Origin of the sequence: Caballeronia ptereochthonis (assembly GCF_001545075.1) — a bacterium.
Lineage (GTDB): Bacteria > Pseudomonadota > Gammaproteobacteria > Burkholderiales > Burkholderiaceae > Caballeronia > Caballeronia ptereochthonis.
This window is the reverse complement of record NZ_FCOB02000023.1, coordinates 116,385-141,729: the sequence shown is the minus strand read 5'-3', so window position 1 is coordinate 141,729 and position 25,345 is coordinate 116,385. Positions and strand designations below refer to the sequence as shown.

Genomic DNA, 25,345 nt, shown 5'->3' with positions numbered 1-25,345 from the left:
CCTATTCAGACAGCATTTCGTTATCCGGGACCGCACGAACAATTAATGTAACGAACTTATAACTCACCACACTAGCGGGCCGAATCTCCGACCAGAACATATGCGCCCCAAAAATACGGGTGACGATAAAGGCCCCCATCTTTGCCGCTGGCCATGTCCCGCTCCGTGCGCGCCAGAGCTTCGGATTTCGACAGCGACGGGTCGTCGGCATAGGTCCGAAATAGGCCGGTCGTGACCTCCGTCGCCGAGCGCGATTCGACTGCCCACTGCGTGACGAGCATCGAGCGCGCGCCCGCAGCAAAAAAAGCACGCGACAACTCCGATACGGCATCACCCGCGGCGCCGGTGACGAATCCCGTGTTGCACGCGGACAGAATGACCCAGTCGGCGTTCAGGCGCAATGTCACAATATCGTCCGCTGTAAGAACCGAATCGGATAGCCCGCGTCCCTCATAGGCCAGCGCGAGCCCAGACTTGCGCCACCCCGGCACCTCACCCGCCACGATCCCGTGAGTCGCAAACAACACAACGCGATGGTTCGACAAGTCGCGCTTCATCGCTTCGCTACGCGAGGCCTGCTTCCCCCGAAGCACGCTTTGATCAGAGGCACCAAGCGTCGTGGCGATAGAGCGTGCCTCAGCCATCGTTTCGGGCAACGGCACGACGAGATGGTAGTCAAACGCAGGCGCGCCGGTGTCAACGGGAAAGGCGCGCGCGACGACGCGCGCGCCCGGACCCACGTCGCTTGCCGAAGCTCGGCCGTCGAAACTCGGATCGGCGAAAGCGATCAGCGGTTCGCTCGCATGAGCCGCCGGATGACTGCGCGCGAGTACCAGTGCGGACGCGTTAGGTATGCGCACCGGCATGGTGGTGCCGATCCACCAGTCGGCATCCTCCAGGCTCGTCGCTGGCCTGGTCACAAGCACGTCGAAGGGAATGCTCGCGAGCACACCGCTAGTCCCGATGTACACGGTCGTGGCCCCGCGAATGTCGTCCTGCACGGGTGCGATCAATTGCTGGAACAGGTCTGCCGCCGCGCCCAGATCGAATCCTGCCAAGTCCCCAGGACGCTGTGGCGGTATACCTGCATCGAAGCCGGCGCGCAACGCGACGACCTGCCTCATCAGCGCGGCGCGTGTCGTCGCGAGCCGGACCGCTTGAAAGTTGCCTCCCGGGCGCACCACGAACGCGTAGCTCGCATCGCGCCCCGCGTAGAAATCCACATAGACCTCGCCTGCACGCAGGACTTTGGCGAGGGCGCCGGGCGTCGGAATTTCGGGCGACACGAGTTGCCGATAAAGGGGAAATTGCGAGGCGATCTGCTTGCGCAGGCTGACGAGCTTCTCGTCTGTCGCCTTAATGACCTTTTCTTCGTGTTCGACATTGGCACTCGCCAGATTTTGCTGCGCTTGAGTGCCGCCCAAGCGTTGCGCTGCCGAGAACCAGTTCGTTGCCCTTACGAGTGCACCGTGTGCGGTGTTCTGCTCATGGCGTAACGACTGCTCCTGCTCGATGAGTGCACGTAGTCCAGGCGTCGCGGCCGCCAAGCGCGCGGCACCATCGGCCATCGCGCCTTGAGTGGCGTTCATATGGAAAAGCTCGGCGATCTGAAACGCGAGGACTTGCCCCTGCCCACCCTCGTTCATGGCGCGACTCATCGAAAGGGCCAAGGCTCCGTCCTCGTCGTACGCACCTCGCGTACCCGAGTCGTCATAGTCGTCCTGCGTGCCTACGAGCGGTTTGACGTAGCCGGCAATTTCGGTTTCGCCAACGTGGGCGGCAGGATCTTCGAGCCGGTAAAGCATGTGCATCGCAGCCTGGTACTTGTAAAACGGGCTCTCGGGGCCTCGCCTGACCAGATTATCGGCCATCACTGCCGCAATCCGCCTTTGCGCCTCCTGCCAGTTTCCGTGTGCGGCAAGTACCAAGGACTCACGTTCGTCCTCTGATATGGTGTGCGCCACCACGGGATTGATCCTTGCCCCGTATTCCCAGGCGTCCGCGTCCGCTTGATAGTCACCAATTCGTCCCATCGCAAGCGCAAACATCAGACGGAGACGCAGTGCATCCCCAATGTACCCCGAGTACGGAGCGAGTTTCGCTTTTTGAAAGCCCTTGATCGCGACATCGACGGCCGACATCGCGCCATCGTAGTCGTCGTTCGATGCAAGCGCCATCGACCGTCCTAGTTCAACCGCCGCGCGCTGAATAGGACTCGGCGACAGGTCGGATCGATTGTCGATATCCCACCGTATCTCGTTTGCGTAGCTCAGCGCTTCCGTTCGGCGATTGTTCTGGACCAACACGCGGACCAGTTCGGGAGAGTTGCCGAGCAGTTCGTTGACCGCGGCCTGGTGCCGTTTGACGCTGAGCGCCGGGTCGTTGATGTTGTGCCAGGCAAGCTCCTCAATCTCCCGTCGCTTGAGTAGCCCGAGGTCATGCCGGTTCAGATAGCGACGGTCGATCTCCGCTTCAGCCGAGAAGTACGCATAGGACGGTTCGCGCGGCAAAGATTCGAGCTCAGCCGGCGTTGTTTCGCCCGCAAGCGTCCGGGCGCGGTCAAGCAGGCGCTCGCTGCGTGCGTAGTCGAAGCCTTCCGCATACGCCTCAGCTAGCGAGGCAGCCGCGAGTGAGCGCCTGCCTGCCGGAATGCGCGAGTCATCGACGATATCCTCACGCACCCGCATCGAATCGGACACCATCCCCGCACGGAAGTAATCCGACGCCAGTCGATCCAGCAACGCAAAGCGCGCGTTACCGTCTGTCGTATCGCTCAGTTGACGTCGCACTACCTGTTCGTGGTCCTGCACCGCCTGTTGTTCAGGAGTCCGGGCTGCTGGCGAAATGGGAGAACTGCCGGTTCGGAACGCCTGCGACGATCCGTCCGACGCGCACGACATCACTGCCAGCATCAGCGGGATCAGCGAAATCAGAAGGACCAGCCGATGGTATCGCATCCCCATACCCCTGCTCCCATGCGATCGATTGAGGTAAGCCGATCGTCAGCCGCCCGCCAACGTTTTTATTGAAGCAGCAGAAAAACAGGGATTCAAGCCGCGAACGCGGTACAGCGCTCATGACTGCGGGTTACCCCATCGCCACCGGACAAAAGCCTACTTGTGATCGGCCGCGGCCCCGGATCGCGGCCACGGTTGCGTAGGATCGACGGTCGGATGAGGGCTACTCGGAACGAGGCTACGCGTGGAAGACGTGCCCGAAGGCGGGGGCAAATTACGCTCGTCCGTGTCTGTCAGCGCGCTGCTTGCACCCGTCGCCGGCGGAGCATGCGCAACGCTCGACGGGAGCGGCGAGTCCACCTTTCGCGTTGCTGTCACGCCTTCCGGTACGGGTTCAGCTCTAGAGAACGTCGAGGAGCACAGTAGCGCCGGCAGCAATACGAGAATGCCTTTGCTGCGTTTCTTGACTATCATTGACATTGCTCCGCACGCGTACGGGGGAAACATGGGACGCGCAAGCCATCCCGATCCGAGCGACCGTCAGTCAATGCTATTTCCCAATTTATCTTTAAAATGAATGCTCGTTTAGAAAAATCGCTTTCGTGGCATTTTAAGAAGGAACCCAGCGCAGAACAGGCGTTTTATCTGTACCGATCGATGAGCGACTGACTTTCCTGGCTGTGATATTGAACGACCTTAGAGTGGACAGCTATCCGGCAGGCCGCGACGACCATCGTTGGCACCGTGAAAGCGCTAGGCTTACGCGGCCACGGATTATCGGGCTCGACTCCGTCCGGGCTCGGATCCTTTGGTGGCACCGGTGGATAGTCGTCTGGGTCGTGAAAGGTCTCGCAACATTTGTGCATGTCAGTCTCCGGAATAAACTACGATTTCTACGCGCCCTCGAAATGCTGGAGGCTCTTAGCCACCATCCTCTTTGTCTGTGGCAGGTGGCGCCCCCCGTCTACCACCGCGCGCCTTCGGTCCGTCGGTTCGCAACTCCGGCTTTCGGACGTGTACTTTTCCCCCGTCGCGGGGCGGCTCCGCGCCGTCGGCTCGCGCCTCCGATACACCTTCGTCCGCTGGCTGGCCGTCTCCTGTCGCGCGTGCGCGCGTTTCGATGACATCGGCTTTTGTTTTCGGAAGCTCTTCTTGTTCCGTCGGGATAAAGAAAATGTCTGGCGGCAGCTCGCTGTTAACTTCTGAGGTGTACATGCGAATGAGTGTTCTTTTTTCGGATGTTTTCGGGGCAGCGTCGTTGGCATGTCTCGCCCGCTCCAAAGCGGCGAGGAACTCTTTTTGCCTATCGCCGTCATACTTTCCCCGTATCTGCACCTTCTGTCTAATCGCTTCGAAGTCGGATTCCAGAGACCGATACGCTGAAATCGTAGCCTCATATTCCTTGATTCTCTTCGTCATCCATGGGCGTGCGACCGCAGCAAGCCCGGACACAGCGGCGATGCATTGCCACGTAATCTTTCCTACGTCGCTCTTGAAGAGAATCAGTCCTGTGAACGCCGAAGTCGGGGCTGTGACCGCCAAGACAATTTCCATGGCGTGAGCCTTCCGTTCTGCCCAGCCTAAGAGATGGCAGTAGTACTTGACGTTGAGGCGAGCTTTGCGCAAACCGTCATACACGGCCCAAACAGGATGTTCTTCGCGTTTCACCGCCTACCTCCGCGACCTGACCGCTGTCTTCTGAGAATAGACAACATGATTGTCTGCTGCTCGACTTTTCTTCGAAAAGCTGGCTCGAGATGATCGTACTTGTCGTGCATGGGTGGCCGTTCGAGGGAGCCGTACCACCTGCAGCAAAACTCCCGCACTTGGGATTTCGCGCGGCCCACCTCATCGCAAAACCTTGATCTTCTGAATCTTTTCAGAGTCGCCATTTCGTGCGCACGAAAAGGACGACCCCCTTATTTGGCCATGTCGCAGACGTTCGACAGCCAGAACTCGGCCGCAACCCTACGACGAATGCGGCCATGGCTCGATAGGATCTACGGACGGCGGGTTTGCGGCGTTGCCGCTTTCGCGCTGCCGCTGTGCTTTCCACTCTCCCGTTCGGGTCCGGATGTATTGCGCGCATTCCTGACTCGTCTTCATGGCAGGCATTTGAGCGTGCGTATGCCCGGCGTCGTCGACGACGGCAACTGCGATAAGAGTTCGGCATGGCATCGCCGCCCGGATAGGCCGTACCCGTGTCGGTACCGTCACGCCGGCCAGCGGATCATCCGCGCCGGGCGTCGTGCGCGTGAAGACGCCGCTGACATCCGGGGCACCCGCGTCGCGGAGCGGTCAGTGCCGGCATGTTCCATAAGATCTGCGACGTCTTCAGGATGCTGGTGTGGTCGAACGGCGTTGTGCCATCAGGCACGCGAAACTTGGTACCGGCGTCGATCCACGGCGAGATCAGCAGGGTCGGTACACACACGCCAAAGCGTCTGAAGTCGAACCCGGACTCGCCCGCAAGCGAGTTCGCAGGCACCGCGTTCGCGGGCGCACCCACGTGGTCGTAGCATCCGCCATGTTCATCGTAGATGACGATCAGGAGCGTCTGGTCCCCGCTCAGCCCCCTAGCAACCGCCTGATAGACGTCGTAAATCAACTGCTCGCGCGCAAGCATGGCTTCAGCGGGTCCGGCAGGAAGTCACAGACGCTTGGGGTCGACGAGTATCGCGAATTCAACATCTCGCCTATGTCGTGCTTTACGGGGGATCGGATAGGCACGGTGCTTGTAGTGTCGATTCAGCACGTGCGACAGTAGGGTTACGGTGCAATCATCTGAGTAGCAAACCTCCGCACGACACAGGGAACTGTGACCCCCTTTCGCCCTTCCGTCTCTCGGATCCTTTCAAGCGTCTGCTCTTAGAAGCGGTTTCATAAAGGCTGTTGATCTCGCAGAAGAGTGTTCCAGCAGATCAAGCAACAGCCGAGTTTGGAATGCTTCGTGAATGTCCGCGCGACGTTCAAAGCGAATACGTAGACGGCGGAAGTTATGCAACCAGGCATGTGTACGTTCGACGACCCAACGGACTTTTGCAAGGCCGCTACCGTGTGGGTGACCTCGCCGTGCGATGCTGGTGGGGATGTTACGCGCGTGAAGGATGCGTCGGTACTTGTCATGATCGTAACCACGGTCGGCGTAGACACGGCCAGGACGACTGAGGGGCCGGCCGCGCATGCCGCCAATCGGCACGATCGCCTCGATCAATGGGATCAGTTGGGTGACGTCGTGACGATTGGCGCCGGTCAGGATTGCCGCGATCGACGTGCCGTTGGCGTCGGTGGCGACGTGGTGTTTGGAACCGGGTCGCGCTCGATCGGTGGGGTTCGGGCCAGTTTTTCGCCCGCCCCAACCGCACGAATCGACGATGAGTCGACGACGATGCGGGAGAAATCGATCTTCTCGGCCGCTCGCAGTTTCGCCAGCAGCAGTGCGTGCAGGCGATCCCACATGCCGGCTTGCTGCCAATCGCGTAGCCTGCGCCAGCAACTGACGCCAGAGCCGCATCCCATCTCCGCTGGCAGATCTCGCCACCGAATACCGGTCTTCAGCACGAACAAAATGCCGGTCAGCGCAGCTCGATCCGGTACCGGCTTGCGGCCCGGATACTGGAAGCGGCGTGGCTTCGCTGGTGGTAGCAGTGGCTCGATCAGTGCCCACAGTTCGTCGTCGATGATTGGTTTGCCCATCTCCTCGATCCTGTTGTTATGTCGATCAAGGTTAATCTATGGTCACCCCCGTTTTTGCAACAGCGATCTTGATGAGTGGATGGCTTGCACAAATCTATCCGGCGTCGTTGTGAGGAACAGTCCTCGCGCCACGATGAGAATCGCGCCTGACGGTCCTTATAACAGGAGCAGCTTCTAAAAGCTGGTTAACCTTCCAGGGTGGCCGCACGCGCTAACAGACGTCCGAGCCCGCAGACGTCGGCATTTTCCGCTGGACTGAGTCGTATGTTCCACCGGTCACCAACCACGTGCAGAATTGGATCCGCGATGCTCCATCGCCGCGACCGTGAACGGCCCCTGAGCACGAATATCCACCTGATGCATAGCCGCACCTCCTGATTGAATCGAATCCGAAGAATCAGAACGAGCCGAAGCACCCCACATCGCCGCGCCGCCTTCGTTCCTGAACTGCGCCGGCGCCATCCGGTAACTCGCCTGAAACACCCGCGAAAACGCCTGCACACTGCTATATCCGGCCCGCTCCGCAATCGAATCGATCGGCACGGACCCATGCACGAGCGCATTCACCGTCCGATGCAAGCGCAGCCGCCTGACGGTGGCCGCCGCCGTCTCGCCATAAAACCCGTGATAAATCCGATGCCAGTGATATGGCGATAAACAAGCCACCGAGCCGATTGAGGTCCAGTTCGTCATCGAGATGATCGTGGATATACGCGACCACGCGCGCGAGCCGCGCCTGATAGATCTCGCCCATCGCCCGCCTCGGAAAAGTAAATTCGACGCAAGAAAAGTAGCACGACCCGCTTTAGCATTTCTTGCGGACTTGCGCGGACCGTGCCGACACGAGACGCGCGTACACTCTCGCCTTTGAACCGATCAAACGCGCGGCGACCGCGCGCGCGATGCAAGCAAGAGAACCATCACATGTTCACCTGTCGAAACCAGTCCTGCGGCGCACAATGGGAGCTATCGGATGTCGTCATCAAGAACGAGGGCCAGGGCCTGCTGTTCCGCTGTCCGATGTGCGGCGCGCGCAACTACGTGACGCGCCACGTCGCCGCCGATGGCGCGACCACCTACGAGCAGATCACCGACATCCCGCCGCGCGGCCAGCACTGACACCATGACGACCGACACTTCCTTCAGCAGCCTGCCGCTCTCGCCCGCGATGCAGTCGAACTTGCAGCAGCTCGGCTATCAGTCGATGACGCCGATCCAGGCCGCGAGTCTGCCGCACGCGCTCGCGGGCCACGATCTCATCGCGCAGGCGAAGACCGGCAGCGGCAAGACAGCCGCCTTCACCCTGCCGCTGCTCGCCAGACTCGAGGCAAGGCAATACGACGTGCAAGCCCTCGTGCTCTGCCCGACGCGCGAGCTCGCCGATCAGGTCACGCAGGAAATTCGCCGGCTCGCGCGCGCCGAGGACAACGTGAAGGTGCTGACGCTGTGCGGCGGCACGCCGATGCGTCCGCAGGTCGCGAGCCTCGAGCATGGCGCGCATATCGTCGTGGGGACGCCCGGGCGCATCATGGATCATCTGGAGCGCGGCACGCTCACGCTCGAAGCGGTGCGCACGCTCGTCCTCGACGAAGCGGACCGCATGCTCGACATGGGCTTCTTCGACGACATCGCAGCGGTCGCGCGCAAGTGTCCGAAGGATCGCCAGACCTTGCTGTTCTCGGCGACGTATCCGGAAGGCATCGCGAAACTGAGCCAGCAGTTCCTGCACAATCCACGCGAGATCAAGCTCACCGAGCAGCACAGCAACGCGAAGATCAAGCAGCGCTTCTATCAGGTCGAGGATCACGAGCGGCTGCACGCGGTCGGCCTGTTGCTCGACCACTATCGCCCGGTGAGCACGCTCGCGTTCTGCAACACCAAGCAGCAATGCCGCGATCTGCTCGATGTGCTGCGCGCCCAGGGCTTCGAAGCGCTGACGCTGCACGGCGAATTGGAGCAGCGCGAGCGCGATCAGGTGCTCGTGCAGTTCGCCAACCGCAGTTGCTCGGTGCTCGTCGCGACCGACGTAGCCGCACGCGGGCTCGACATCGCGCAGCTGGAAGCGGTGATCAACGTCGACGTGACGCCGGATCCGGAAGTGCATGTGCATCGCATCGGTCGGACGGGGCGTGCGGGCGAGGAGGGCTGGGCGCTGTCGCTCGCGAGCATGGACGAGATGGGGCGCGTCGGCGCGATCGAAGAGGCGCAGCGCGCGGAAGTGGAATGGCATCCGCTCGCGGAACTGACTTCGGCGGAGCCGGGCCACCTGAAGCCGCCGATGGCGACGCTGCAGATCCTCGGCGGCCGCAAGGAGAAGATCCGTCCCGGCGACGTGCTCGGCGCGCTCACCGGCGAAGCGGGCTTCGACGGCAAGCAGATCGGCAAGATCAACGTGATGGACCTGGTCACTTATGTGGCCGTGGAACGGAACATCGCCGATGACGCCGTGCGCAGGCTGAGCGCGGGAAAGTTGAAGGGCCGCAAGGTCAAAGTGCGACGGATGTGAGCCCGGCGGCGCGCCTCAGGCTTTTTGAGGCGGCTCCCCGGCAATGCCCTCCGATGCCGCTTTCGACGGATTTCGCGTAACCAGCCGCAAGCCGCTCGCGATACTGCCCGCGCCCGCGAACGCGGCGCCAAGCGACAACGCGAGCGCCGGACCATGCTTTCCCGCAATGCTGAAACACAGCGCGACGAGCGCGGCGCCCGTGGCCTGCCCGATCAGGCGCGATGTCGCGATCGTGCCGCTCGCGCCGCCGCTCCGTTCGCGCGGCGCGCTCGACATGAACGCCTTCAGGTTCGGCGACTGGAAGAACCCGAACCCCGCGCCGCAGATCGCCATGCGGATGCAAATATCCAGCGCGTGCGGCTGCGCCGGCAGCAACGCGAGCGACACCATCCCCGCGCACAGAATCGCGAGCCCGACGCCGCCCAGGAAGCCCGGCGCATGGCGGTCGGACAGGCGTCCCGCGATCGGCGCCATCAACGCGACGAGCGCGGACCACGGCGTCATCAGGAATCCGGTCTCGACCTGACTGCGGCCCAGCACGCTCTCGAAGAAAAACGGCAGCGACACGAACGCGAGCCCTTGCGCGGCGAACGAGCAGATGGCGGTCATCGTCGAGAGCGCGAACATCGGGCGGCGAAAGAGATCGACGGGCAGCATCGGCGCGGGATGGCCGCGTTCACGGCGCAGCAGCAGAAGGCCCGCGATCAGTGCGACGCCGAAGGCCCCGATCACGGTCCGTGCAGGCGCGCGCTGTGCCGCTTCGCCGAGCGCGAAGATCAGCGAGGCGAACGTGACGACGTTGAGCAACGCCGCGATGCGATCGAAGCCATGTCCGGCGCGCTTGGTCTGCGGCAGCGACGGCCACGCGATGCACAGCGCGAACACGCCGACCGGCAGGTTGACCGCGAAGAGCCACGGCCACGTGCCGAGCGAAAGCACGATCGACGCGACCGTCGGTCCCACCGCGAACGCGATGCCGACGACGAGCGCATTCAGCCCGACGCCGCGTCCCAGCCGATGCGGCGGAAAGATCGCGCTGATGAGCGCGGCGTTGACGCTCATGATCGCGCTCGCGCCGAGGCCTTGCAGCAGGCGCGCGGCGACGAGCGTCGGCAGCGACCACGAGAACGCGCAAGCCGCGGACGCCACCAGGAACACGACGAGCCCGGCGAGATACACGCGCCGATGCCCGAGAATGCCGCCGAGCGCCGCGAAGGGCAGGAGCGTCGCGACCATCGCGAGCTGATATGCGTTGATGATCCAGACCGAGGCGGCGGGCGTCGTATGCAGGTCGGCCCCGATGGCCGGCAGCGCGGTGTTGGCGATGGCTGTGTCGAGCGTCGCGAGCGCGACTGACAGCAGGATAGCCGCCATGCCGCGGCGCTCGAGCGGGGTCATCGGGGCGTCGGCGGTGCGGGGGGAGGTGTCGGGGCGTTCTTCGGATGGCACGGCAGTGATTCCGGATTAAGCGGAAGGAGAATAATCCGACACGATACGGGAAGATGTGGGGTTTCGCTGGGCAGGCGTCTGGGAGCTTTCAAATCGTTATCGTCGACGCTTATGCTGTGCCGATGACGAACCACGGAGACCATCGATGGCGATTCGAATCGTGAGGCTGGGGACGCCGCGCGCGGCGGATGAAGGACTGCGGATAGGTACGGTGAGGCGCCCGCCGCGTGGGGTGCCGAAGTCGGAGTTCGCGAAGCGCGATTTTTATGACGTGTGGTATCCGGTTTTGTCGCCGACGCAGGAACTGGTGACGCAGGCGCTTCACGCTGAAAACGACAAGGAATGGCTTGCGTTCGTGAAGAAGTTCAAGGCGGAGATGGCGGCGCCGGATGCGAGCAGGACGTTGGATCTATTAGCCGCGTTGTCGCACCAGACCAATATGTCGGTCGGGTGTTATTGCGAGAATGAGGCGCGGTGTCATCGCTCCGTGTTGCGCGAGTTGCTGAAGGCGCGTGGGGCGGAGGTGGTTTGAGGCTTGGAGTTGCACGTAGCGGGCAACTCGGAAATGAAAAAGGGCTGCGCAATGCGCAGCCCTTTGAATTCATTGGTGGGGCGTGAGTGACTCGAACACTCGACCTACGGATTAAGAGTCCGTAGTTTTCAAACTCGATTACACAAAAACTTAAGAATCAAATAGTTATGCGTCTAAAAATTGCACACGTCTTGCACATGATATGAGGTTTTGAGCCCATGTGCAATGGCATTGCACATGAATGTGCACAGCTCATTTGACCAAGCTGAGCTGTGCGGTATGCGTCGAACCCGCAGCCGCGCCGCCGGTTCCGACAATCACGCCCCCGCAGCGCTTCAGGATAGGCACGACATGAGCAAGGTGCGGAAAAGCCCGCGTGAATACGCCAGCATCTTCAATCGTGACGATAGAGTCGCACTCATCGCGGCGGACGTTCAGGCCGTGCGCACGCAGATATTCTTGATGCGCCAGCATCTCGCGATACGTCTTCATGCCCGCTCGCACGCAGAAATCGTAGTCGCACACGTCTTCGATAGTGTTGCCGCACGGCATCTTCGCCTTCAGGAAGCTGTACAGCGCCTGGCGGTCTTGTACTGGGGTGCTCGCGTCAGCATTGCTCGATACGAGTCGCAGCGTCGGCGGAGTGGTCTGCTCGCTCATAGTTTGTAAGCTGTTGTTTTGCTAAACCGCAAGTATACGGGCGAATCGCAGAGAGGTCGGAGTGCACGCTTGGGCTATGTGCAAAAACAGGCGTGGAAAATGTGTAAGGTAGGCGAGCTCTCCGACGTTAGAGTAGAGTCATATGGCAGACACGTGTTCTCCGACATCGTAAAGATGTCGCCACCGTTGCTGCAATCCGCTACGCCTATTGCCGTCGCCATCCTGAGTGAATCTGCACTATGCCTACTCGGGTCACGGAGGCTGATTGGTGAACGTTAATCATGCATGCCCTCGTTGGCTATACTCAACTGCAAGCAACTCTCTGCTTGCATTTCCTCAGGTACTTGGCTTTCGGGGTGGCTGGCGAATATCTCTCGCTGCTGCCCCGCTTTTTAATTTTCGTTTGCTGGCCAACGAGCTGCGATGTCACGACTCTGCGTTCCAGCTTCTCTCCTGGCAGCCAGCGCCGCAGGCGGAGCATGATTGCGCTGCAGTATAGGACGCGCAGCGTCATTTGCATATCGATAACCCAGAAATAGGTCGGCAGTTTAGATTGGGGGCTACAGATAATATTCATATATATGCTTTGAAGGAGCTTTGGGGGGGCTTCGAAGCGTCTCCCATCGCGTCGGTACGAGCTATATAGATACGTGATAGAAATTTACCGCCGAACAATCTAAACAAGCATAGGGAGCTTTCCCGCTTTTGGCGATATGCCGTTAAATTCACACAGCTTGGTTAATTGCGCAAAATTGCCGCTGTTGACGGTAATCATCCGCCCTATTTGTGCTTATACCCGAATACAGGAGTCGTTCCTGGAAGGAAAAACGGGGGTTAAGGTGCAAACAACGAAAATGCTTTTCTGCCCGCTCTCGGGGGAGCGTGGTCCGGTGCCGGACACGGCTGCCGCCTGGCGTGAACGGTATCCGATGCGAGTCTGGGCATTCGACCCATGGACAGGGATGCCTCGAGGACCGGGCGACATCGGACAAGACGCCGATGGTAGATGGATTCTGCCGCCGGGTGAGCAGCTGTCGGCCGAATGGGAGCGTCATTTCATCAAAATATGCAATGCGGACGGCGCGCTCGGTCAGCTTCGGCTGTCTGGATGGGGCGGTATGCTGGATGTACACCGGCTGGTCATCACAATCTTCAAGGGTGCGCAGACCCTGACATTTCGGTTGACCGAAGCCGAAGAGGAGGAGCGCTTCTTCGCCCTGCTGCGCGAGGAGGCCTGGCGTCGCATCGTGTCCTGATTCTCTGCCCGCCTTCGTGCGGGCTTTTCTCGAGCAGATTTTGTCGCATACGACCACATCTCTGCGGGTTTCGCGTGCTAGGATGCAAATCGCTAGCATATCGCTAGCATTCCACTAGCAAGAGGGCGCGATGGCCGTAATTAAATCCCAAGTGGTCAGTGTCAGGGTGGAGCCGCACATCAAGGGTGCACTGCAGTCGGCTGCCGAGCGGGAGATGCGTAGTCTGGCAAACATGGTGGAAGTGATGGTCGTTGCTTACTGCCGTATGCAGGGCTATCCGCTTGATGGTGTTCCAGAAGGTACGCTGCCCAACGCTACAGTGAGAGAGTCGCAACGTGATTGAGTCGCGCGAGTCTCTTCTGTCTCGATTGGGGTTTCGATTTGGTATCAATGGCCCACACGCTGCTCGGACCATGATGCTGGATGACCTGCGCCTGTTGATGTCGCACACCTTGCCGCAAGCCACGCGCTCAGATTACGCCGCGGCTGTGGTGGATGCCAATGTGCTGGGCAAGCCTACTCGCAAGGCGCGCGAGCTCGCATTCCGGCATCTGGCGGCACTGTATGCGCTGGACGCCAGTAACCCAATTTTTCGTGCGATGCGTCGTCTATGGCCGCTGAACGACGATGCACAGCCGCTGCAGGCCCTCGCAGTCGCGTTAGCACGCGACCCGTTGCTACGAGCCACCCAGACATTCGTTTTGGCGCAGCCCCTAGGCGGAGTGGTCGGCCGCGAGGCTGTCGAGAGTCTCATTGATGCTAAAGACCCCAGCCACTTCAGTCCAGAATCACTGAAGGCCTTTGCGCAGCGCATTGGCGGAACCTGGACCGCAGCGGGCTACCTGCAGGGCAAGGCCAGGAAGATACGCGTCGTGCCGAAATTTCATCCCGAATCCGTCGCGCTGCTGCTGTTTTTGGGTTATCTCGAAGGTCGTACAGGCCAGCGGCTCTTCTCATCCGAGTGGATGGCCTTGTTCGGGACAGCGCAGGATGAACTGGAAGCGCTCGTCAGCGCAGCATCTCATCGCGGGCTGCTCGTTTTCATGAACGCAGGCGGCGTGAAGGAAGTGCGCTTCCCGGGTTACCTCACCCCCGAAGAAGAACGGGTTCGCCAGGAGGTTTCGCATGTCATCTAAGGTTGCCAAGCTGGTGTCCGCCTACCGCCAACACCTGACCGTGCCCTGGCAGGCAGGGCTCGCGGCCATCCAGCGCGTCATCTTCGCCGTCTACGATAAGGCAGACGAACTGCGCCTGCGCGCCAACGTCGGCGAATTTGAACTTGCTTCTCAGCAAGCAGGTAAGCAATGGTTATTGCTGGATGTGACGAATGCCTTCCCTGAATGGATGGCGGCGCAGGAATACCGCGATGCTTACTTCGAAGCTCCCGAAGACTTAGCCGGCTATCAGGCTGGCGAACTCACCGAATTCGTGGCCGACCTCAACGCCAAGCTGAAAGGCCGCATTAGCAGCGAAGCCGGCCCCGATACTGTCGTGGCATTGCTGGGAGTGGGCACGCTTTTCGGTTTGGCGCGAGTTTCATCAGTGGTTGAAGGCATCAAGGAAGCCGTTGAGGGACGGCTTTTGGTGTTCTTCCCCGGTGAGTACCACCCCGAAAACCACACGTATCGCCTACTGGATGCCCGCGATGGCTGGAATTACCTCGCGGTACCGTTGCTCGCTCAAGACTGATACCTGATACCCAGAACAAGATTAAGGACCGCCATGCTGAACCGGGAAATTTACAACAAGCCTCCGAAGGAAAATCGCCTCGTTAATAACGGTGTTGCGGAGGTTTCTGAAGACCATTCTGATGCTGCTCAGGCCATCCTGCGTTACGAGCTGGAGACCTTCGTCTGTGACGGTCAGTATGAGAAGGGTCTTGAGACCATCCTCGACAAATTTCTGCTCAATCTGGATGCTGGCACCGAACAGCCGGGCGTCTGGATTTCTGGTTTTTATGGTAGCGGCAAATCGCATCTCGCGAAGATGCTGCGCACGCTCTGGACAGACTACCAGTTCGCCGATGGTGCCACGGCTCGCAGTCTCGCCAGTTTGCCCACTGGTGTGTTCGACCAACTAAAAGAGCTTAGTACACAAGGAAAGCGCTACGGCAGCTTGCACGCTGCAGCCGGCAAGCTCGGCGCCGGAGCTGGCGACAAAGTACGACTGGCTCTGCTTGGCGTCGTATTCAAATCCAAGGGGCTACCCGAGCAATACAACCAAGCTCAGCTTGTTTTGTGGATGCAGCGCGAGGGCGTATTGCCGACCGTCGAGGCAGAACTCCAGGCGGCGGGTCGCTCGCTGGCTCAGGAGCTGCCACACATGTACGTGTCCGGCCACCTGGCCAAGGCACTGCTCAAAGCCCGGCCTGACCTCGCGCACACCGAAGCCGATGCCCGCAAGCTTCTCAAGGAACAGTTCCCTCAGGTCACTGACGTTACCAGCGAGCAGATGACCGCCGCGATTGCCGACGCGCTGTCTGTCGAGGGCAAGTTCCCGCTGACGCTGGTTGTTCTGGACGAGGTGCAGCAATACATCGGCACCGACGCCGAAAAGGCTTTCCAGGTCCAGGAGGTTACCGAAACCCTGTCCAAGCACTTCAACGGCAAGCTTCTCTTCGTCGGTACTGGTCAGTCTGCACTCTCCAGCATGCCCAATCTACAGCGGTTGATGGGCCGTTTCCCGGTGCAGGTGATGCTCGGCGACTGGGACGTCGAGAACGTCACCCGCCAAATCATTTTGGCCAAAAAGCCGACTGCGCAGCCGGAGGTGGAGAGCGTCTGGCGTGCCAACCTTGGTGAGATTTCACGGCACCTGCGCGGCACGAAGCTTGAGTACGTCACTGACGACGAGGACGTCATGACCTCGGACTACCCGCTGCTGCCGGTGCGTCGCCGCTTTTGGGAACGTGTTCTCCGAACCATCGATACTACCGGTACGGTGTCGCAACTGCGTAGTCAATTGCGCGTGGTGCACGAGGCTGTGCTCGCATCTGCCGATGCACCTCTGGGTCACGTGGTTTCCGGCGACTTCCTCTACGACCAGATTGCCGCGAACCTGGTTTCCACCGCTCAGTTGCCGAAGGAGGTGTTCGAGAACGTCCAGCGCTTCGCCGCCGGCGATGCCGACAGCCAGCTCAAGGCGAGGCTGCTCAAGCTCGTCTATCTCATCAACAAGCTTCCGGCCGATGCGGCTCTGGACATCGGCCTCAAGGCAACCGAAGACGTGTTGGCTGACCTGCTGGTAACCGACCTCGCGGCCGGCTCCGCAGAGTTGCGCAAGAAATTGCCCGCTCTGCTGGACGAACTCCAGAACAAGGACCGTCTTGTCATGGCACTGGTGGGCAGCAGTGGCACCGAATACCGGCTGCAGACCCGGGAATCCAGCGCCTGGTATGACGAGTTTCGTGCCCAGGAGGCTGAACTGAAAGCAGCGCCGCAGCGCGTAGAGCAAAAGCGTTCAACGTTATTGAAGGAGCGTTTTGGTGAGGTGCTAAAGAAGGTGCGCGTTGTGCAGGGTAAAGACAACGTTGAGCGTCGCCTCACGCCCACCTATGACGACACGCTGCCCAAGGACCATGCCCAGAACCTCTATCTGTGGATACAGGATGGCTGGCAAGCCGAGGAGAAGTCTGTCATCGCTGAGGCACGGGCAAAGTCGGCAGACAACCCTACTTTGTTCGCGTTCCTGCACGCGCAGCACAAAACCGAACTCGCAAACGCCATTGTGGCGCTGGAAGCTGCGCGCACGACGCTGCAGAAGAAGGGCAGTCCCGCTACCGAAGAGGGACGCGACGCGCAACGCTCAATGGAGAGCCGTCAACGTACCGCGGAGAAGGAGCTAAGTGAGCTGCTGGACCAGCTCTTCGGTGGAGTGCGCGTGTTCCAGGCCGGTGGACAGGAAGCGCAGGACGGCAATGACCTTGCTGACCGCATCAATCGCGCAGCCAAAGCTTCTGCGATTCGCCTGTACAGCCAGTTCGATGCGGCCGACCACGACCAGTGGAGCAAGGTGCTGGACGAGGCTCGGAAAGGTAATCTGGAAGCACTGAAGGCCGTGGGGCACAGTCAGGAAGCTGACAAGCACCCGGTCTGCCAGAAGTTGCTTGCCTACATTGGCCCCGGCAAGAAGGGGGCCGAGATTCGCGATAACTTTGATGCGCCACCGTATGGCTGGCCGCGTGATGCCATTGACGGTGCCCTGTACGCATTACTGGCCGCTGGTCATATCAAAGCGACGGATGCATCGTCCAAGGCTGTCGATGCAAAAAGCCTTGACCGTGCCAAGCTGACGCAAACCACTTTCCAGCGCGAAAGCGTCAATATTACGCCGCCACAACTCATCAAGATTCGGTCGTTGTTCAGTACGGTGGGCGTGCCATGCCAGCCGAAGGATGAGTTGGCTAAGGTGTCCGCGCTATTGGCCAGACTCCGTGAGCAGGCTGCCAAAGCGGGCGGCTCCGCGCCCGCGCCGCAGACGCCCAAGCCAGCGTTCATCGAAACCATCGAAGGCCAAACGGGCAACGCGCAGCTACTGGCCCTCTTTGAGGGTTTTGATGAAATCGTCGGTCAGTTCAAGTCCTGGGTTCAAACAGCTGACGCTATTGCCAAGCGCCTACCTGTCTGGCATCAGCTGACCGAACTGTTGCACCATGCCAAAGGCCTTGGCCCCTACGCGGAACTGAAGGCCGAGACGGATGCAATCGAGACCCAGCGCAGCCTGCTGGCCGAGCCCGACCCGGTGCGCCCGCTGCTCGACAAGGCTGTAGACCTGCTGCGCCAGGCGCTTGGGGCGAAGCTCAATGCGTTTGAGCATGTTTTCGCGCAGCAGCAGGCGCAATTGCAGGCCGACGCCGATTGGGCAAAGCTCACGGATGCACAGCGCAGCGAATTGACTCAGGCCCATCATTTAAATACGCCGACTATGATTGCTCTGGGCACGCCCGACCAGTTGCAGGATGCGCTCGACGAATGCGACCTCGACCATTGGGTGACAAGAACCCAGGCGCTGACGAGCCGCTTTGAGGCCGCTCGCCAGGCTGCCGTGCAATTGCTCAAGCCTAACGTAGTGCACGTGACTATTCCACGCCGGACCTTGAATGACGAGGCCGAACTGAAGACATGGTTGGTGGAGGTCGAGGCTCTGTTGGCAGAAAAACTCAAGCAAGGGCCAGTGGCTCTCTGACATATAACCTATGGGATGGGTAGCCAATTCTTCAAGCACCCACGTCTCGTCGCAGATAAGACATCAAAGTCATGTTGACACACAACATCAACAATCAACCGCTGCCTAAACCGCTACGTACTCAGCTGGAAAACACCGTCAAGGCAGCCAGGGAAGCGGCGGAAAAAGGTGCAAGTGCGGCGCTCGCCCAAATGGCCGTGGCGGAAGCCAAGGCGCCTGACTATCTGTCCGACGAGTTCAGGGCTCTGCGCCGACGCCTGCGTGCTCACGGCCGTGCACTGGGTGATGTAAAGGCCAGTGACGATAGCCAAGGCGTCCAACACTTGGTGTGGGAGGTGGCCTATGAGCACTGGCATCGCATGTTGTTCGCCCGCTTTCTCGCTGAAAATGGCTTGCTTTTATGGGAGCCAGGTGCTGCGGTGTCGCTTGATGATTGCGACGCGCTGACACAGGAGAGTGACCCAGCGATGAATCTGGGCGCCAGGAGCAAGTGGGAACTGGCGGGCAAGCTGGCCGCTCGTATGCTGCCTCAGGTATTCAAGTCTCATAGCCCCGTGTTCGAGGTGACCTTCGCGCCCGAACACCAGCGCGAGATGGAGCGCCTGCTGGCCACGCTGCCCAACGAAGTCTTCAAGGCTAGCGACAGCTTGGGCTGGGTCTATCAGTTTTGGCAGGCCCAACGCAAGGAAGCCATCAACAAGTCCGAGGTGAAGATTGGCGCCGACGAGCTACCCGCCGTCACTCAGCTCTTTACCGAACCCTACATGGTGGACTTCCTGCTCCACAATTCGCTCGGCGCCTGGTGGGTGACTCGACACCCCGGCAAGTCGTGCCCCGTGCCACTGACCTACATGCGCATGCTGGACGACGGAACGCCGGCCGCCGGCAAGTTCGAGGGCTGGCCCGACTGCCTTCAAGATTTCGAGCTGCTTGACCCCTGCTGCGGCTCGGGCCACTTCCTAGTAGCAGCCTTTCTGATGCTGGTACCCATGCGCATGGAAGCTGAGGGCCTAAGCGCGACGGCCGCGGTGGACGCTGTGCTGGCCAATAACCTGCACGGCTTGGAGCTAGATGCCCGTTGCGTGGAAATTGCAGTGTTTGCGCTGGCGCTGGCAGCGTGGCGCTTCCCGGGCAAAAATGGCTACCCACTTGGTGTGCGCCCGGAAATGCCTGCACCAAAGATAGCCTGCTGTGGCCTGAAAGTGGCTGCAAAGCCCGAGGACTGGATGGCTTTGGTGCCGGACGACGCACCCAACGGTGCCTATCTGAGGCAGGAACTGCGCCTGCTGCACGCTAGCTTTGCACAGGCCCCACTGCTTGGGAGCCTGCTGGACCCGGCGCGCACCCTGAAGGATGACCTCGCTACGTCGAGCTTTGACACGTTGCGTGAGCTGCTCGAACGCGCACTGGCCACGGAACGCCCTGCGACTCTATTGGGGCAAGCGAGCGAGTTGCAGGACGACACGTGGGACCTGGTGCTGACCGCCCGCGGACTGCTGGACGCCGCCCGGCTTCTGAATGGGCGTTACGACCTCGTGGTAACCAACGTGCCCTACCTAGCGCGGGGTAAGCAGCACGACATACTGAAGAACTACTGCGACACGCATTACCCCGAGGCCAAGAACGACTTGGCCAATGTATTCCTAGAGCGATGTCTGGAATTAGCGCGAGAGCCTGAGGACAGCCAAGGCCAAGGCGCGGGCGTGGTGCAAATCGTGATGCCGCAGAACTGGCTGTTCCTCACCAGCTACAAGAAACAGCGCGAATCACTTCTAAGTCGTTTGCAGTGGAATCTTCTTGCCCGGCTCGGTGAAGGCGGTTTCGACAGCTCGCAGGCGGCTGGGGCGTTCATCATTCTCCTCACCCAGACTCGCATTCAGGCCTCGGGAAGCTTTCATTTGTGCGGTCTGGATGCCAGTGAGCCCAAATCGGGACGAGAGAAAGCGTCACTATTGCGTGAAGGCAAATTGCTGGCGGTTAGCCAAAAAGTTCAGTTGGAAAATCCGGACGCTCGGATAACGCTCGGCGAATCATCAGAATTGCCATTGCTCGAACGCTATGCCCAGTCTTTTCAAGGCATTACAACAGGCGATAACCCAAGATACATTCAATGTTTCTGGGAGCACGGGGCATGGGGCGGGGCATGGATGAGCTTGCAGTCGACTGGCGATGAAACGGCGCCCTTTGTAGGTCGGGAGCAGATTTTTTTGTGGGAGAGTGGGGCTGGGTCACTGGCTCGCTCATCGGCAGCGCGTATACAGGGTCAAAGTGCGTGGAGTTCTTCAGGTGTCGCTGTTCGCCAAATGCGAGAACTCCCGTCAACACTCAACGCTGGCAGCCCTTGGGACATGAATAGCGCGACCCTTGTCCCAAGAGAGCCCAAACACCTCCCCGCAGTTTGGAGCTTCTGTACGTCCCCCGAATACCACGCCGCAGTCAGGAAAATCGACCAAAAAATCAACGTTACTAACGCGACGCTGGTCAAAGTTCCCTTCGACCTAGCTCACTGGGAGCGAGTCGCTGCCCAGCGCTATCCCGATGGCCTGCCCAAGCCGTATTCTGACGACCCCACTCAATGGGTATTCCACGGTCATCCTCGGCCTGCCGTTGACCCATTGCAAGTGGCAGTCGCCCGCTTGGTGGGCTACTGCTGGCCCGCCGAGACCGATGCATCGATGGAACTGTCCGGCGAGGCACACGCATGGATTGCCCGTTGCGAAAAGCTGGCCGAACACAACGACGACGACGGCATTGTCTGCCTGCCGTCGGTGCGCGGTGAACCGCCGGCATATGAGCGCGTACTCAACCTGATGATTGACGCTTGGGAGGCCGTGGAGCCCGGCAGTTGGAAACCCGCCGTGCTCGACAAACTGCTGGCCGATGCTGACTGCGCCGGCAAAAGCCTCGACGTCTGGCTGCGCGACAAGTTCTTCGAGCAACATGCCAGGCGCTTCCATCACCGCCCCTTTATCTGGCATGTATGGGACGGCCTGAAGGACGGCTTCGCTGCGCTGGTGAACTACCACCAGCTCGACGCCAAAAACTTGGAGCGTCTCATCCACACCTACCTGGGAGATTGGATTCGCCAACAGGAGGCCAGCGTGCGCGATGGCGTGGACGGTGCCCAGACGCGCCTGGCCGCTGCCCAAGACTTGAAGCGGCGCTTGGAGCTCATCCTCGAAGGCGAGCGACCCTACGACATTTTCGTGCGCTGGAAGAAGCTCTCCGAACAGCCCATTGGCTGGAACCCCGACCTCAACGACGGCGTGCGCCTGAACATTCGCCCTTTTATGACTGCCGAGGTCCTGCGCCACAACAAGAAGCCCAAGCTCAACATTTCGTGGGAAAAGGACCGCGGGAAGGACGTAGAAAGTGCACCGTGGTACCCGGTGTTCAAGGGCGAGCGCATTAATGACCATCATTTGACGGTGGCGGAGAAGAAAGCCGCTATCGGGGAGAAGTGATGCTGCTCACCAGCCTGAAGATTGAACACTACCGGGGCATCAAGGCACTTGAGCTTTCGCTGGGTCCGACGACTGTTCTAGTGGGCGAGAACAACTGTGGCAAGACCACCGTGCTTCATGCCTTGCGTGCGTGCCTGTCTGCGCTGCGGTCCTCCGGACGTACTTCTCCGTTCGAGGAGTTCGACCTGCATTTCGATAGCCGGGCTGCAGACCCCACCACCGCACCGCCTATCGTTATCACGCTGACTTTCGAAGAAGCGCAAGCCGGTGAGTGGCCAGACGAAGTCGAGCAGCGGCTCGGCGGGGACGGCGGGGTGATAGTTCTTGTGCCACCCGATGACCGAAGTCGTGTCCAACTGCGTGTCAGCGCCCAGTACTCTCCAGTCACCCAGGAAATCGAGACCACATTTGAGTTCCTCGATGCCGTTGGAAACCCGTTGCCAGCGAAGAGTCGCGGTCGTCTGACAGGCTTGCAGCAGCTTCGGCCTTTGTTCTACCTCTCGGCTTTGCGTGATGCTGGCAAGGAGTTTTCTCGCACGTCGCAGTTTTGGTCGCCCTTCGTCAAGAACTCGCAGATTGACGAGGCGACGAAGACTGCCATCGAGACGCAGCTTGAGGACATCAACGCACAAATCATCGAAGCTCATGGAACGTTCAAAGGCGTCCGCGACCATCTGGCTAAGGTGCAAGAGCTGGTGGCTCTCGGTGGACAAGACGTCGTCAGTGTCGATGCAGTTCCTGCACGGGTGTTTGATATGCTGAACCGCACCCAAGTGAGCATTGCGTCGGCTACAGGCGCACGATTACCCATTGGGCGTCATGGAGAAGGTACCCAGAGCCTGACCGTTCTGATGCTGTTCGATGCCTTTCTCAAATCAGAGCTGGCCAGAAAGCAAGGCGCCAAGGAATCGAAGCCCATCGTCGCGCTGGAGGAACCAGAAGCCCATCTGCACCCGAACGCCGTCAGGGCGCTCTGGAAGACTATTCAAGACATCGACGGCCAGAAACTGATTGCTACGCACTCAGGCGACCTCCTGTCGGAGGTGGACCTGACGGCAATTCGGAGAATCTACAAGTCGCGGGGACAAGTGAAGGTTGGTGCCATCGCTCCGGGAGCACTGGACCCGCGTGACCAAAGGAAGTTTGATTTCCTGGTTCGCCGCACCCGTGGCGAGTTGTTCTTCGCCCGTTGCTGGTTGCTTGGAGAAGGTGAAACCGAAGCCATCCTGTTCTCCGGTGTGGCTCAGGTGCTCGGCCTAGACCTCGAGCAGGCTGGCGTCAGATGTGTTGAGTACCGCTTGGGCGACATCGACTACTTCCTAGATGCGGCCAATGCCTTGGGAATTTCGTGGCATTGCTTGACCGATGCCGACGCCCAGGGTGCCAGCGACGCGAAGAAGGCAGATGACCGGATTCCCGAGACTCCCAAGCGGCCGTGGCGATACATTTCGGTTCTTGCCGGTGCAGCGTCCATCGAGCCTTATTTGGCCGCGAATGGGTTCCTAGACGTTTATGAGGCCATCGCAGTACCTGCGAAGAAGGCGGCGAAGCTGACTGTTGCACCGGGCGACCCAGCGTACGCTGACCAAATCATCAAATGCATCCCTGACAAACCGAGTGCTGCATACGCTGTAGTCGAGGCGATGCGCCAGCGTGGTGCTCTATCGGTGCCCAAGGCACTGCGAAGCGCCGTCATAAAGGCGATTGCTCTCGCCGGGAGGTCGTGATGGACTACTTGAAGAAGCTCAATGCCAGTCAGCTCACCGCCGCTCAGTGGGATTCGGGGCCTTTGTTGGTCCTAGCAGGCCCGGGTTCAGGAAAGACAGCGACGTTGACCGCCCGAGTCGCACGTCTCGTTGAGCAGAGCCAAGACGACTCATTTCGGATTCTGTGTTTGACGTTTACCAGGAAAGCTGCCGCAGAAATGCGCGAGCGCCTGCTGACGCTCGTCCCAAATGCGAAGGACCGGGTCCTGTTGACCACATTTCACTCGTTTGCTACCGACATCTTGCGGCAGCATGGTAGCCACTTTGGATTGAGCCCCGACTTCGAGATTCTTGATGAGTCTGAGCGTGTTGGGCTTCTAAGGTCGGTGCTGGCAGAGAGGTCGGATGAACTCACCAAGTTTGTTTCGGCAGACAAGGCGTTGACTGCCATCGACTTTCTTCTCCGGAACGTGACCCCTGACGCCCAAGTTCCATCCTTGCTGAAGGATACAGAGGCGGGCCAGCAGCTTCAAACGCTGTTCGTTCGCTACAAAGAGTTGCTAAAGCAACAGAATTGCTTGGACTACGGGTCCATCTTGTATTTCTGCGAGGAGTTGCTTCGCGAACGGCCTCGCATTAGCAAGCAGCTTCGGACAGTGTATCGGTTCGTCTGTGTGGACGAGTTTCAGGACACAAATGCAGCACAGTACCGGGTACTTCGGGTCTTGGTTCCCGACAGGGACGCCAACGTCTTCATCGTCGGCGACGACGACCAGACCATATATCAGTGGAACGGTGCGAGTCCGGCCCGTGTGAAGGAGCTCGAGCAGCACTACAACTTGACCACCATTCAGCTTCCGGAAAACTACAGGTGTCCCCCAGAAGTGGTGGCGCTCGCGAATGCACTTATCGTCCACAACGGTGAGCGGTCGCCGGACAAAAAACCGTTGCTCTCGATGAAGGTTGGCTCTGGCACGAACCCTATCCAGCTTCTGTCGTTTGAAGACGACCAAAAGGAGGCAGAGGGTATTGCTGAGTGCGTGGCTGCTCGGCTGAAGAACGGCGCACGTCCTGCCGATATTGTTGTCCTGGCGCGCGCAACCAAGCTCTTGGAGCGGGTCCAAAGGGCGCTGGAGGCGCTGTCAGTGCCGAGCCATATCCAACGACGGAAGTCCCAGTTCGAGAGTGCGCCGATGCGGTTCGTAATGTCGGCGCTGAAACTGGCGTTGGTACGGTCCGACGACGATTTGGCCTCGATGGTAACCAAGGCTCTGTCCGACTGCGTGGAGCAAGACTCCAGTGAAGAGGACCTCGCTGGATTTTCCGCCGCACTCAACGGGGACCAATTAGAGGCGCTTGGCGCGCTAGTAGCTGACAGTCCCGCCGTGGCTAAAGAGCTTCAAGACGCTGTCTCCGTGCTGGTTCAGGGACGATATGCCGAATTCATCCAGGAGACTCTAGCGTACTTCGACGCCGTCGAAAGCGCTGGCCGAGACGGAGTAGACGAGCAGTACGCCGAGTACACAACGGAGCGAAATGTTTGGCAAAACATCATTCGTGAGATTGGCGGCGAGGATGAAGCTTACTCTCTGTCATTGGGACAGTTCCTACAAGAGCTTGCGCTGGCGAACAAGACCCCAGAGGCACCCTCAAACTCAGTGCGCTGCCTGACTATTCACAGCTCAAAAGGACTGGAGTTTCTGCATGTTTATCTGGTCGGCATGTCCGAAGACCAGTTGCCGTCCTTCCAAAGCAAGAAATCGGGAGACGATAGTAGGGAGATGCAGGAAGAGCGCCGCAATTGCTTTGTTGCGATTACTCGAACGATAGAAACGCTGACCATGAGTTACGGTGAAAGGTACAACGGATGGCGCAAGGCGCCGTCTCGGTTTCTTTTCGAGATGGGCGTGTTGGCGTCAGGGGGCGAAGTTTGAG

18 protein-coding genes and 1 pseudogene are annotated in these 25,345 nt (G+C 59.9%); 12 read left to right on the top strand and 7 right to left on the bottom strand.

The window, feature by feature from the left end:
• Nucleotides 1-71 precede the first annotated feature (71 nt).
• Nucleotides 72-2,963, bottom strand: a complete 2,892-nt coding sequence (locus AWB83_RS23855; protein ID WP_087048084.1) for a CHAT domain-containing protein — start codon at nt 2,961-2,963, stop codon at nt 72-74.
• A gap of 238 nt (nt 2,964-3,201) precedes the next feature.
• Here AWB83_RS23855 and AWB83_RS36535 point away from each other — a divergent pair, with 238 nt between their 5' ends.
• Complete coding sequence (locus tag AWB83_RS36535; protein WP_159463076.1) at nt 3,202-3,534, top strand: hypothetical protein; 333 nt, start codon at nt 3,202-3,204, stop codon at nt 3,532-3,534.
• A 344-nt stretch (nt 3,535-3,878) separates the two neighbouring features.
• Here AWB83_RS36535 and AWB83_RS23850 read toward each other — a convergent pair whose 3' ends face one another.
• The 4 genes and pseudogenes from AWB83_RS23850 to AWB83_RS23835 form a co-directional block, all read right to left on the bottom strand.
• Nucleotides 3,879-4,625, bottom strand: coding sequence for a hypothetical protein (locus tag AWB83_RS23850; protein ID WP_143750100.1), 747 nt, complete (start codon nt 4,623-4,625; stop codon nt 3,879-3,881).
• Between the two features lie 562 nt (nt 4,626-5,187).
• A complete protein-coding gene (locus tag AWB83_RS23845) occupies nt 5,188-5,583 on the bottom strand; it encodes an alkaline phosphatase family protein (protein ID WP_087048082.1) in 396 nt (131 codons plus the stop codon).
• Between the two features lie 254 nt (nt 5,584-5,837).
• Nucleotides 5,838-6,653 (bottom strand): annotated as a pseudogene (locus AWB83_RS23840) (IS5 family transposase).
• Between the two features lie 276 nt (nt 6,654-6,929).
• Nucleotides 6,930-7,346: a helix-turn-helix transcriptional regulator gene (locus tag AWB83_RS23835; RefSeq protein ID WP_244197857.1), complete on the bottom strand. Its 417-nt coding sequence runs from the start codon at nt 7,344-7,346 to the stop codon at nt 6,930-6,932.
• A gap of 231 nt (nt 7,347-7,577) precedes the next feature.
• Between AWB83_RS23835 and AWB83_RS23830 the strand changes: the two genes are divergently transcribed.
• Both AWB83_RS23830 and dbpA read left to right on the top strand, forming a co-directional pair.
• Nucleotides 7,578-7,772 carry a hypothetical protein gene (locus AWB83_RS23830; protein WP_087048081.1) on the top strand — a complete coding sequence of 65 codons (195 nt, stop codon included), beginning with the start codon at nt 7,578-7,580 and terminating at the stop codon, nt 7,770-7,772.
• 4 nt (nt 7,773-7,776) lie between these two features.
• A complete protein-coding gene (dbpA, locus tag AWB83_RS23825; protein WP_087048080.1) occupies nt 7,777-9,159 on the top strand; it encodes an ATP-dependent RNA helicase DbpA in 1,383 nt (460 codons plus the stop codon).
• 15 nt (nt 9,160-9,174) lie between these two features.
• On the opposite strand, the gene AWB83_RS23820 is transcribed toward dbpA, so the two are convergent.
• The gene (locus AWB83_RS23820) at nt 9,175-10,557 is read right to left on the bottom strand and encodes an MFS transporter (protein ID WP_087048079.1); all 1,383 of its coding nucleotides are present in this window, start codon (nt 10,555-10,557) and stop codon (nt 9,175-9,177) included.
• A 196-nt stretch (nt 10,558-10,753) separates the two neighbouring features.
• On the opposite strand from AWB83_RS23820, the gene AWB83_RS23815 reads away from it, so the two are divergent.
• The gene (locus tag AWB83_RS23815) at nt 10,754-11,140 is read left to right on the top strand and encodes a DUF488 domain-containing protein (protein WP_087048078.1); all 387 of its coding nucleotides are present in this window, start codon (nt 10,754-10,756) and stop codon (nt 11,138-11,140) included.
• A gap of 252 nt (nt 11,141-11,392) precedes the next feature.
• Here AWB83_RS23815 and AWB83_RS23805 read toward each other — a convergent pair whose 3' ends face one another.
• On the bottom strand, nt 11,393-11,800 hold the full coding sequence (locus AWB83_RS23805) for a hypothetical protein (RefSeq protein ID WP_087048077.1): 408 nt from the start codon (nt 11,798-11,800) through the stop codon (nt 11,393-11,395).
• Nucleotides 11,801-12,552: 752 nt separating this feature from the next.
• Between AWB83_RS23805 and AWB83_RS36200 the strand changes: the two genes are divergently transcribed.
• The 8 genes from AWB83_RS36200 to AWB83_RS23760 all read left to right on the top strand — a co-directional run bounded on the left by AWB83_RS36200 (nt 12,553) and on the right by AWB83_RS23760 (nt 25,344).
• Nucleotides 12,553-13,056, top strand: coding sequence for a hypothetical protein (locus AWB83_RS36200; protein ID WP_159463075.1), 504 nt, complete (start codon nt 12,553-12,555; stop codon nt 13,054-13,056).
• A gap of 130 nt (nt 13,057-13,186) precedes the next feature.
• Nucleotides 13,187-13,399 carry a hypothetical protein gene (locus AWB83_RS23790; protein WP_087048074.1) on the top strand — a complete coding sequence of 71 codons (213 nt, stop codon included), beginning with the start codon at nt 13,187-13,189 and terminating at the stop codon, nt 13,397-13,399.
• Between the two features lie 70 nt (nt 13,400-13,469).
• Nucleotides 13,470-14,192, top strand: coding sequence for a hypothetical protein (locus AWB83_RS23785; RefSeq protein ID WP_087048073.1), 723 nt, complete (start codon nt 13,470-13,472; stop codon nt 14,190-14,192).
• Nucleotides 14,182-14,745, top strand: coding sequence for a BREX protein BrxB domain-containing protein (locus AWB83_RS23780; RefSeq protein WP_059567307.1), 564 nt, complete (start codon nt 14,182-14,184; stop codon nt 14,743-14,745). Before AWB83_RS23785 ends, AWB83_RS23780 begins: the two co-directional genes overlap by 11 nt.
• A gap of 33 nt (nt 14,746-14,778) precedes the next feature.
• Nucleotides 14,779-18,240, top strand: a complete 3,462-nt coding sequence (gene brxC / locus AWB83_RS23775) for a BREX system P-loop protein BrxC (RefSeq protein WP_087048072.1) — start codon at nt 14,779-14,781, stop codon at nt 18,238-18,240.
• A 71-nt stretch (nt 18,241-18,311) separates the two neighbouring features.
• Nucleotides 18,312-21,704 carry an Eco57I restriction-modification methylase domain-containing protein gene (locus AWB83_RS23770; protein WP_087048071.1) on the top strand — a complete coding sequence of 1,131 codons (3,393 nt, stop codon included), beginning with the start codon at nt 18,312-18,314 and terminating at the stop codon, nt 21,702-21,704.
• Nucleotides 21,704-23,431: an ATP-dependent nuclease gene (locus AWB83_RS23765; protein WP_143750097.1), complete on the top strand. Its 1,728-nt coding sequence runs from the start codon at nt 21,704-21,706 to the stop codon at nt 23,429-23,431. Before AWB83_RS23770 ends, AWB83_RS23765 begins: the two co-directional genes overlap by 1 nt.
• Nucleotides 23,431-25,344, top strand: a complete 1,914-nt coding sequence (locus tag AWB83_RS23760; protein WP_087048069.1) for an ATP-dependent helicase — start codon at nt 23,431-23,433, stop codon at nt 25,342-25,344. The genes AWB83_RS23765 and AWB83_RS23760 overlap by 1 nt, the downstream gene beginning before the upstream one ends.
• Nucleotide 25,345: the final 1 nt, after the last annotated feature.

Bases quoted from the DNA above. Each gene is read 5' to 3' on its own strand.
- AWB83_RS23830 (WP_087048081.1), top strand. From the start codon at position 7,578: ATGTTCACCTGTCGAAACCAGTCCTGCGGCGCACAATGGGAGCTATCG.
- brxC (WP_087048072.1), top strand. From the start codon at position 14,779: ATGCTGAACCGGGAAATTTACAACAAGCCTCCGAAGGAAAATCGCCTC.
- AWB83_RS23790 (WP_087048074.1), top strand. From the start codon at position 13,187: ATGGCCGTAATTAAATCCCAAGTGGTCAGTGTCAGGGTGGAGCCGCAC.
- AWB83_RS23820 (WP_087048079.1), bottom strand. From the start codon at position 10,557: ATGACCCCGCTCGAGCGCCGCGGCATGGCGGCTATCCTGCTGTCAGTC.
- dbpA (WP_087048080.1), top strand. From the start codon at position 7,777: ATGACGACCGACACTTCCTTCAGCAGCCTGCCGCTCTCGCCCGCGATG.
- AWB83_RS23785 (WP_087048073.1), top strand. From the start codon at position 13,470: ATGATGCTGGATGACCTGCGCCTGTTGATGTCGCACACCTTGCCGCAA.
- AWB83_RS23780 (WP_059567307.1), top strand. From the start codon at position 14,182: ATGTCATCTAAGGTTGCCAAGCTGGTGTCCGCCTACCGCCAACACCTG.
- AWB83_RS23815 (WP_087048078.1), top strand. From the start codon at position 10,754: ATGGCGATTCGAATCGTGAGGCTGGGGACGCCGCGCGCGGCGGATGAA.
- AWB83_RS23855 (WP_087048084.1), bottom strand. From the start codon at position 2,963: ATGGGGATGCGATACCATCGGCTGGTCCTTCTGATTTCGCTGATCCCG.
- AWB83_RS23770 (WP_087048071.1), top strand. From the start codon at position 18,312: ATGTTGACACACAACATCAACAATCAACCGCTGCCTAAACCGCTACGT.
- AWB83_RS23765 (WP_143750097.1), top strand. From the start codon at position 21,704: ATGCTGCTCACCAGCCTGAAGATTGAACACTACCGGGGCATCAAGGCA.
- AWB83_RS23760 (WP_087048069.1), top strand. From the start codon at position 23,431: ATGGACTACTTGAAGAAGCTCAATGCCAGTCAGCTCACCGCCGCTCAG.
- AWB83_RS23805 (WP_087048077.1), bottom strand. From the start codon at position 11,800: ATGAGCGAGCAGACCACTCCGCCGACGCTGCGACTCGTATCGAGCAAT.
- AWB83_RS23835 (WP_244197857.1), bottom strand. From the start codon at position 7,346: ATGACGAACTGGACCTCAATCGGCTCGGTGGCTTGTTTATCGCCATAT.
- AWB83_RS23845 (WP_087048082.1), bottom strand. From the start codon at position 5,583: ATGCTTGCGCGCGAGCAGTTGATTTACGACGTCTATCAGGCGGTTGCT.